This window comes from Streptomyces sp. NPDC088116, assembly GCF_044741745.1.
In the GTDB taxonomy this organism is placed as follows: Bacteria; Actinomycetota; Actinomycetes; order Streptomycetales; family Streptomycetaceae; genus Streptomyces.
This window is the reverse complement of the sequence record NZ_JBIUTF010000007.1, coordinates 196,732-205,031: the sequence shown is the minus strand read 5'-3', so window position 1 is coordinate 205,031 and position 8,300 is coordinate 196,732. Positions and strand designations below refer to the sequence as shown.

The 8,300-nt window shown below is 71.3% G+C and carries 8 protein-coding genes; 4 read left to right on the top strand and 4 right to left on the bottom strand.

The window, feature by feature from the left end; genetic code table 11:
• The first annotated feature begins 11 nt into the window (after nt 1-11).
• Nucleotides 12-200 carry a sigma-like protein gene (locus ACIOJD_RS27195; protein WP_401918297.1) on the top strand — a complete coding sequence of 63 codons (189 nt, stop codon included), beginning with the start codon at nt 12-14 and terminating at the stop codon, nt 198-200.
• Nucleotides 201-400: 200 nt separating this feature from the next.
• On the opposite strand, the gene ACIOJD_RS27190 is transcribed toward ACIOJD_RS27195, so the two are convergent.
• Entirely contained in the window at nt 401-970 is a 570-nt protein-coding gene (locus tag ACIOJD_RS27190) for a hypothetical protein (protein ID WP_401918295.1), read from the bottom strand.
• Nucleotides 971-1,174: 204 nt separating this feature from the next.
• On the opposite strand from ACIOJD_RS27190, the gene ACIOJD_RS27185 reads away from it, so the two are divergent.
• Nucleotides 1,175-2,101: a hypothetical protein gene (locus ACIOJD_RS27185; RefSeq protein WP_401918294.1), complete on the top strand. Its 927-nt coding sequence runs from the start codon at nt 1,175-1,177 to the stop codon at nt 2,099-2,101.
• A 10-nt stretch (nt 2,102-2,111) separates the two neighbouring features.
• Here ACIOJD_RS27185 and ACIOJD_RS27180 read toward each other — a convergent pair whose 3' ends face one another.
• Nucleotides 2,112-4,571 carry a PQQ-binding-like beta-propeller repeat protein gene (locus ACIOJD_RS27180; protein WP_401918292.1) on the bottom strand — a complete coding sequence of 820 codons (2,460 nt, stop codon included), beginning with the start codon at nt 4,569-4,571 and terminating at the stop codon, nt 2,112-2,114.
• A 188-nt stretch (nt 4,572-4,759) separates the two neighbouring features.
• Nucleotides 4,760-5,680 carry a VOC family protein gene (locus tag ACIOJD_RS27175; RefSeq protein ID WP_401918290.1) on the bottom strand — a complete coding sequence of 307 codons (921 nt, stop codon included), beginning with the start codon at nt 5,678-5,680 and terminating at the stop codon, nt 4,760-4,762.
• Between the two features lie 362 nt (nt 5,681-6,042).
• On the opposite strand from ACIOJD_RS27175, the gene ACIOJD_RS27170 reads away from it, so the two are divergent.
• On the top strand, nt 6,043-6,690 hold the full coding sequence (locus tag ACIOJD_RS27170; protein WP_401918288.1) for a TetR family transcriptional regulator: 648 nt from the start codon (nt 6,043-6,045) through the stop codon (nt 6,688-6,690).
• Nucleotides 6,691-6,858: 168 nt separating this feature from the next.
• Here the strand turns inward: ACIOJD_RS27170 and ACIOJD_RS27165 are convergent, their stop codons facing one another.
• Nucleotides 6,859-7,434, bottom strand: coding sequence for a TetR/AcrR family transcriptional regulator (locus tag ACIOJD_RS27165; protein WP_401918287.1), 576 nt, complete (start codon nt 7,432-7,434; stop codon nt 6,859-6,861).
• Nucleotides 7,435-7,559: 125 nt separating this feature from the next.
• On the opposite strand from ACIOJD_RS27165, the gene ACIOJD_RS27160 reads away from it, so the two are divergent.
• A complete protein-coding gene (locus ACIOJD_RS27160) occupies nt 7,560-8,276 on the top strand; it encodes a pyridoxal 5'-phosphate synthase (protein ID WP_401918285.1) in 717 nt (238 codons plus the stop codon).
• Nucleotides 8,277-8,300: the final 24 nt, after the last annotated feature.

The following is an 8,300-nucleotide window of genomic DNA, read 5'->3' as shown; positions in this document are numbered from 1 at the left end:
CGTAGGGGACGGTGACCACGCAGGACAACCAGATCCCCGCCCCGCCGGCGGAGGAGATCCTGACGACCATGGACAACCAGATCCCCGCCCCGCCCAAGAAGGGGACGGTGACCACGCAGGACAACCAGATCCCCGCCCCGCCGGCGGAGGAGATCCTGACGACCATGGACAACCAGATCCCCGCCCCGCCCAAGAACTGACCATTCCGGACGGGGGAACGGCTGCGGCGGCGCGGAGGGGGAGCCGCCGCAGCCGTACGGCACACGGGGGAGCACGGGGGCACGGGGGAACACCTGGGGACACGGGGAACCCGGGGTAACGCGGTGGGGCCGAGCGACGATCGCTCGGCCCCACTGCGTTGCGTGCTCCTGCCCTGCCCCGACCGGGAAGGGAGGAAAGGTCAGCTCTCGACCGTCGCGCTCGCCACACACTTGCGCACACGCGCCACCTGACGCGGGCTGTCCATCGCCACCCGCAGCGTCCTGGTCTCCCCGTCCGTCAGCGAGACCTCCGTGTCACCGGTGTCGACGACCGAGCCCGAGGCGTCCTCGAAGGTCACGTCGACGTCGTAGTAGTCCGTCGCCCCGATGCCCGGCGGCACCTCCACCCGTACCGTCGCGTATGTGACGGCCTTGCGCTTGCCCTTCGCCTTGCTGACGCAGGTGACGACCCGCGCCTGGACAGCGTCGCCGGTGGAGGTCACCGTGGGAGCCGGGTCCTCGGTGTACGAGTCGCCGGACGAGCCGTAGTCGTCGTCATCGTCATCGTCGTAGCGCGAATGCGAGCCCGAGTACGAGCCGTTGCTCTTGTCCGAACTGGAGCAACCGCCACCGCTGTCGCTCCCGCTCGACCCGCTGCTGCCGCTGCTCCCGCTGCCACTCCTGCCCTTGCCCTTGGACGAGGAGAACCCCGTCAGGGCCATCACCACCACAATCAGTACGGCCGCGAATTTCAGACGTCGACGTATCAAGGCCGAGCCTCCCCCGTTTTTCTGTTCGGACTTTCTCTGTCAGGACCAGGACCCGTCTCTTTCGACCTGTCCCTGTCAACTGCGGCGATACCCTAACAGCGCCCGCCACCGGGCCCGTCATGGTCCCGACCGCGTGGCGGGGACGGGACACCGGGCGTAGCCTCGGCACGGGAGCGGGAGTCCGCGCAGCGGAGGAGGCCGGCGATGATCCGTAACTTCCTCGGCTCGCTCCTCGCCCTCCTCGGAGCGGCCGCCGCCGTCTACAGCCCCTTCCGCGTCTGGTACGACGGCCGTCTCGGCCGCGATTACCGCGTCGCCGATCTGTTCGACGGCATCACCGGCACCGGTGCGGGAATCTTCACCTCGCTCCTGCTTCCCTTCCTCTTCGCCGCCCTGGTCACCCTCGTCGGGGTGGTCCTGCGCTCACGGGTGCTGGTCGCCCTGGCCGGTGTGGTCGTCCTGGGCCTCACGATCCTGTGGATGGTGCGTCAGGGCCAGGCGGCGGGCGGTCTCAGCATCAGCGGTGACGGTACGGGCCTGAGCCTCGGCGCCGTGTACGCCTTCGGCGGCGGGGCCGTGCTGCTCCTGGCCGCGCTGGTGATGAGGGGCCGCCGCCGGCGTGAGCGGCCCGCACGGCGCGGCTCACGGGACGAGTGGCGTGACGACGAGCCGGGCATGGTCCCCGCCGGGCAGCAGTACGGCTACGGGCCGCAGCCTTACCAGCCTCAGCAGGACCAGTACGGGTACCAGTACGACCCGTACCAGGCCGGTCCCTATCAACAGGATCAACAGGATCCCTACCAACAGGACACATACGGGGACCCGTATCAGCAGGATCCCTACCGGTACGGCCCGTACCAACAGGGCCCGTACCAACAGGGCCCGTACCAGCCGCAGGATCCGTACCAGCCGCAGTACTACGACGAGCCCCGACCGCACGAGCCCCGGTACCCCTCGACCCGGCGGCAGCCGTACCCACGGGCCCCGCATGACCCTCAGGACCCTTCGGTCCACGACAGGTTCGAGGACGGGTTCGACGACGGGTTCCACGACGGCGACACCCAGTCCCTGAACACCGAGGAACTCTGGGGCGACAACAACCGCCCGCCCGACGGCCCCCCGCGCCGGTAGCGGTGGACCGCTACCGCGACCCCCGCCCCGTCGCCGTCCCCTTCACCGCGTCCAGCGCGTACACGCACCGGTCCTTGCTGCACGCGTACACGACGCCGCGCCGCACTACCGGGGAGCCGGTGATCTCGCCGCCCGTGGCCAGCTTCCAGCGCAGTTGCCCGCCGCTCGCGTCCAGCGTGTACAGGACGTGGTCGGCCGAGCCGAAGTGCAGCCGGCCGTCCGCGACCACCGGCGTGCCGATGACCTCGCCGCCCGCGGCGAAGCGCCACTTGGGCGTGCCCGTCACCGCGTCCAGTGTGTACAGCGCGCTGCCGCTGCCGACATGGACGTTGCCGTCGGCGACCAGCACCGGCTCGATCGACTGGCGGGACTCCGTCGCGATACGCCAGCGGTCCTTGCCGGTCGTCGCGTCCAGGGCGTACACCGTGCCGAGGTAGTCGGCGAGGTAGACACCGCCGCCCGTCACGGCCGGGCCCGGTGCGAAGGCAGGCGGGGAGAGGAAGACCGCGGGCGCCTCGAAGTGCCAGCGCGCATGGCCGCTCGCGATGTCGATGGACAGCACACGCGCACCGGCCGAGACGTACAGCTGGCCGTCGGAGGCGGGCCTCACCCGTACGGGCACACCCCCGCAGGCCGCGGCGTCGCCGATCGGGTACGACCAGATCTCGATGCCCGTACGCGCGTCCAGCGCCTGGAGCCGCGCGTCCTTCCACACGTACACCGTGCCGTCGAAGATCGCGGGCCCGGCCTCCGGCGTCTCGAAGTCCGTCTGGGCGCCGGAGGTCTCCCACAGCCGTTCGCCGTTCGACGCCTCCCACGCCTGGACTCCGCCGCCACGCGTTCCCGTGACGACCGTGCCCCGGTCGACCTTGAGGGAGTACACCCAGGCGTCGGTCTGGAGGCGCCAGCGCTCGGTGCCGTCGCCCGCGTCGAGGGCGTACAGCGTCGGCCCGTCCGAGGCGTGGATACGGCCCCCGGCGAGGGCCATCGCCCAGGCCACGTCGCGGGTCTTGAACTGGCGGCGCCCGCTGCCCACGTCCAGGGCGTGCACCTCGAAGGAGGTGACGTACAGCAGATCCCCGTCGACGACCGGAGTGCCCCAGACATCGTTGGACATCCGGAACCGCCAGGGCCGCCAGCGGTTCTGCCCGACGGCACCACCGGCCGCGTCGGGCGGGCGCGTGGGCGGCGGCACCGGTGGGACGACGGGGGACGTCACGGCGCTGGTGGGCGCGTCCGCGCCGGTCAGCCCGGCGGGCGGGCGGATCCAGCCGGTCGCCGGGCCCGCGTCGAGCCCGGCCATGGCGCGTGTGTCCGCGGCACGCGGGCCGGGGCCGATCGGCACCGGCGCTCCGGGCAGCCGGACCGAGCCGCCCGGAGTCATCACCGGCGGGGCCGGCGAGGCCAGCGACGAGGCCGGTGACTGGGCGGGCGACGGGGCCTGCGCGGGGGACGGGGACGCCATGGCGGACGGAGCCGGCACGGGGGCCGCCGCGGGCGCCGGCTGGTGCGGGGGCGGTGGCGGTACGGCGGGGGACGCGGGTTTCGCCGGGCGCGCGACGGTGGGGGTGACGCGGCCACCGGCCCGGCGGCGCTCGATCATCGCGGTGGCGGAGTCCGGCAGCCAGGCCGACGCCGTACCGCTGTCGTCGCCGCCCGAGGCGAAGAGATGCGGGGCCAGCTGCGACTGGAGGTCTGCGGGCGTGGGACGCCGGCCGGCGTCCATCTGCATACAGGACTCGATGAGCGGTCGCAGCTCGTCCGGCAGCCCCTCCAGGTCCGGGCCCTCGCGCAGCAGCATGAAGACCGTCTCGACCGGGTTGCCCCCGCGATAGGGGGCATGGCCGGTGGCGGCGAAGACCAGGGTCGAACCGAGCGAGAAGATGTCGCTGGCACCTGTCACACTGCGCGAGTCGCGCGCCTGCTCGGGCGACATGTACGCGGGCGTGCCCACCGCGACATTGGTCATGGTCAGCCGGGTGTTGGAGGCGCCTGAGGCGATACCGAAGTCGATGACGCGCGGCCCGTCCTCCACCACCAGGACGTTCGACGGCTTCATGTCACGGTGGACGAGACCGGCGCCGTGGATCGACTGGAGCGCCTCGGCGATCCCCGCCGCCAGCCAGCGCACCGCCTGGGCCGGCATCGGACCGCACTCACTCACTATTTCCTCCAGTGAGGGAGCGGGCACATAGGCCGTCGCCAGCCAGGGCACCGCGGCCCGGGGGTCGGCGTCGACCACCGCCGCGGTGTAGAAACCGCTGACGGCGCGAGCCGCCTCCACCTCACGCGTGAACCGGACCCGGAACAGCTGGTCCTCGGCAAGCTCGGTACGTACGGTCTTGATCGCCACCCGCCGGCCCGACGCCGAGCGCGCGAGATAGACCAGCCCCATACCGCCGGCTCCGAGCCGCCCCAGCACCTCGAAAGGGCCGATACGCCTCGGGTCGTGCTGCGTCAGCTGCTCCACTTGCCTGCCACCTCCCCGTACGGGCCACAAGGTACGGCCCCGTGCCCCCTGATTCTTCCTGTCTGAGGCGGCGGTTGCGAACCCGGGGGCGGATCGGGGTGTCTCATCCCGATCCGGACACCTTTCCGTCCTGTGTCCGCTCGCGTGCCGGATGCGCCCACTTTCCTCACGGGCTCCGGCCCGGCCCCCTACGACGCCTGCGGGGTCCGGCCCGGTTCCGGCGGCGCTTCGGCCAGTACGGCGAAGGAGGCGCCCTGGTTGTCCACCAGTACCGCCGTCCGTCCGTGTTCGATGCCGAAGGGCGGTGCGGTGACCCGGCCGCCGAGCCGGACGACCGCGGCCACGGTCGCGTCGCAGTCGGCGACCAGGAAGTAGCTGAGGAAGTGGCTGGGCATCTCCGGCGGGAAGGCGTCCGTGATCACACTGCGGCCCCCGATCGCGGTGTCCGCGCCGGCCGGGGACCACGTACGGAAGTCGACGACCCCGCCCACGGCCAGGTCCCTGTCGGGGAGGTCGTTGTCGGAGCGGTCCGCGTCGAAGCGGTCGTTGTCGGAGCGGTCCGCGTCGGAAACGTCCACGTCGGAGTGGTCCCTGCCGGAAAGGTCCGCATCGGAGACGTCCCTCCCCCGGAAGCCGAAGACCGTCTCGTAGAAGGGGTCGACGCTCTCCTTGTCCCTCGTATAGACCTCCGTCCAGCAGAAGGATCCCGGCAGGCCCTTCTTCTCGAAGCCTTCGTCCTCCCCGGCCTGCCAGAGGCCGAAGACCGCTCCGGCCGGGTCGGCGGCCAGCGCCATCACGCCGTACGGCCCGATGGCCCTCGGCTCCCTCACCAACTGGCCGCCCGCCACCAGGATCTTCCGGCTGAGCGCGACGGCGTCGGGGGTGGCGAAGTAGACGCCCCAGGCCGTGGGCATCCGCCCGTCCCGCTTGGCGATCAGACCGGCGACGCGCTTCCCGTCGCTCCGGGCCTCGGTGCAGTGGTCGTACTCCGCGCCCCTGTCCGGGCCGAAGGTCCAGCCGAACAGCTCTCCGTAGAAGCGCTTGCCCGCTTCAAGATCGGGGAGCGACACATCCACCCAGCACGGGGTGCCTTCCGCGAACGCGGCCATGGCCGGAACCTCCCTGCGTGTCGCCTGTCACAGCAAAGCTAATCGGCCATCCCCACAGACGCAGGGGAGAAAATAGAACAATAGATTCATTATCGCAGCGTGAACCCGTCACCACCCCGGGTTATCCACCGAAGTTGTCCACAGGCTGTTGATAACACTATTGGCGCCCGAACGTGTGCCGCTCACCCGACGGACCACCCGCGAGAGCGCCCGCCGGGCGATCGAAAGACATCCGCGGGACGGCCTCGTCCGCCCGGATCCAGCCCTCCCCCGGGCCCGGCCGGACCCCTGTGCGCGACGGCCCGTTCCCCATTTGCAGTCGGTCAAATCGCGCTCCGATCCCCCCTCGGTAAGCTGACGGCATGACAGGACAAGTGCGCACCGTCGACGGCCGCGTGGCTGGTCGGCGCGGGCAGGCGACGCGGCAGAAGCTGCTCGACTGCCTCGGCGAGATGCTCAGCTCCTCGCCGTACCGGGACGTCAAAGTCATCGATGTGGCCCGGAAGGCGGGCACTTCACCCGCGACCTTCTACCAATACTTCCCGGACGTCGAGGGCGCCGTCCTCGAAATCGCCGAGGAAATGGCCAAGGAGGGCTCCGGGTTGACCGGACTGGTCTCCGGCCGCTCCTGGGTCGGGAAGGCCGGCTGGCAGACGTCGGAGGAACTGGTCGAGGGTTTCCTCGATTTCTGGCGCAAACACGACGCGATCCTGCGGGTGGTCGACCTGGGCGCCGCCGAGGGAGACAAGCGGTTCAACAAGATCCGGCTGAAGATCCTCAACTCCGTCACCAACTCCCTTACGGAAGCGGTGAAGGAGCTCCAGTCCAAGGGCAAGGTCGACAAGGACGTCACCCCGGCGGCGGTGGCCGGCTCGCTGGTCGTGATGCTCGCCTCAGTGGCCGCGCACCAGAAGGCGTTCCAGAGCTGGGGTGTGAAGCAGGCCGAACTGAAGCCGAATCTGGCTCTGTTGGTCCACCTGGGCATCACCGGAAGGAAGCCCACGAGGTAGCCGCGAAGCGAGCCGGCGAACGGCCGGCGGGCGCGGTACGGGCGCGCCCTCTCTCCCGTCCTGTCACGCCGGCGGCGGATCACCCAGCTGATCCCCGTCGGCGCACCCGTATCAGGGCCGCCCGGCGCCCCGGCGCGGGAACCCGGCACCGGGACCCGCGCAGCAGACTCAGGCCGGCGGCATCAGCCGTTCCACCAAGGCGCTGATCAAGGCACCGGCCTCCTCGGCCTGGAAGACCCCCGGGAGCGTCAGCCGCTCCACCACCAGCCAGTTGGTGGCCAGATAGATCATCTTCACCGCGTCCCCGTCACCGGGCAGACCGACATCCAGGTGGCGCTGGACATTGCCCTCGACGTCCTCGCGGACGCGCTCGGTGAGCACCGCGCGCAGGGCGGGCCTGCGGGTGGCCTCCAGGCGGAGTTCGAGCAGGGCGAGATAGCCCGCGCGGAACGCGGTGACGCGCTCCACCACCTCACGCACCAGCTCCACGGTCCGCTCGCTCGTGGCCGGGCCGCCGAGCATCGCCGCCATCGTCGCGTCGTCGGGCCGCATCCGCTCGTAGATCCGGCCGCCGGCCTGGGTGAGCAGGTCGTCGCGGTTGGCGAAGTAGTTGGACGCGGTCCCGTTGGGGACCTGCGCCTCGGTGTCCACGGCCCGGAAGGTCAGGCCGCGTGCCCCCTCGCGGGCGAGCACCTCGATGGCAGCGTCCACCAGCGCCGCGCGCCGGGCCAGGTTCTGTCGCATGGAACCTCCGTACCTTCCGTATCTCCCGCTCCACTCCCTCAGACCACTCTAGGTGGAGTGCTACGAGCGGTTCACTCGACGGAAACCCGACGGCGGTTCGACGTGCCGACGGGTTCAATGTCCGTATGAACGACGAACAACGGGACCGCGCGCGGGACCGCGCGAACGACGACCGCCGGCGAGAGGCCTTCCGTACGTTCCTGCGCACGCAGCGCGTCTGGGACACCGAACTGCCCGCCTTCGACCCGGCGACCGCGCCCGCCGAGCCGCTGCCGCTGTTCCACCGGTGGTTCATCGAGGCCGTGACCGCCGGCCAGAGCGAGCCGCACACGATGACGCTGGCGACCGCCGACGAACGGGGCCGGCCGGACGTACGGACCCTGATGCTGCACGACGCCGACGAGCGCGGCTGGCACTTCGCCTCGCACGCGACCAGCCGCAAGGGCCGCCACCTCGCCGCCCGCCCCGACGCAGCGCTCGGCTTCTACTGGCCGGCGCAGGGACGGGCCGTACGTCTCAGGGGCCGCGTCCTGACCGGCACCCCCGAGGAGGGCGACGCCGACCTGCACGCCCGCTCGACGGGTGCGCTGGCCTCCGCGCTGGTCGGCCGGCAGAGCGATGTGCTGGGCTCGGAGGAGGAGTTGGCGCGCGCGAGCCGCGCCGCGTGGGAGCGAGCGCGCGACGAACCGGACGCCGAGGCGGCGACGTGGACGGCGTATGTGCTCGTACCGGACGAGGTGGAGTTCTTCCAGGGGGAGGCGCACCGGCGCCATGTCCGACTGCGCTACCGGCGCGAAGAGGGCGCACGCGCTCGCTGGGTACGGGAGTTGCTCTGGCCCTAGGACCTGTCGGCGGGGCGTGATCGA

Bases quoted from the DNA above. Each gene is read 5' to 3' on its own strand.
- ACIOJD_RS27185 (WP_401918294.1), top strand. From the start codon at position 1,175: ATGATCCGTAACTTCCTCGGCTCGCTCCTCGCCCTCCTCGGAGCGGCC.
- ACIOJD_RS27175 (WP_401918290.1), bottom strand. From the start codon at position 5,680: ATGGCCGCGTTCGCGGAAGGCACCCCGTGCTGGGTGGATGTGTCGCTC.
- ACIOJD_RS27170 (WP_401918288.1), top strand. From the start codon at position 6,043: ATGACAGGACAAGTGCGCACCGTCGACGGCCGCGTGGCTGGTCGGCGC.
- ACIOJD_RS27165 (WP_401918287.1), bottom strand. From the start codon at position 7,434: ATGCGACAGAACCTGGCCCGGCGCGCGGCGCTGGTGGACGCTGCCATC.
- ACIOJD_RS27160 (WP_401918285.1), top strand. From the start codon at position 7,560: ATGAACGACGAACAACGGGACCGCGCGCGGGACCGCGCGAACGACGAC.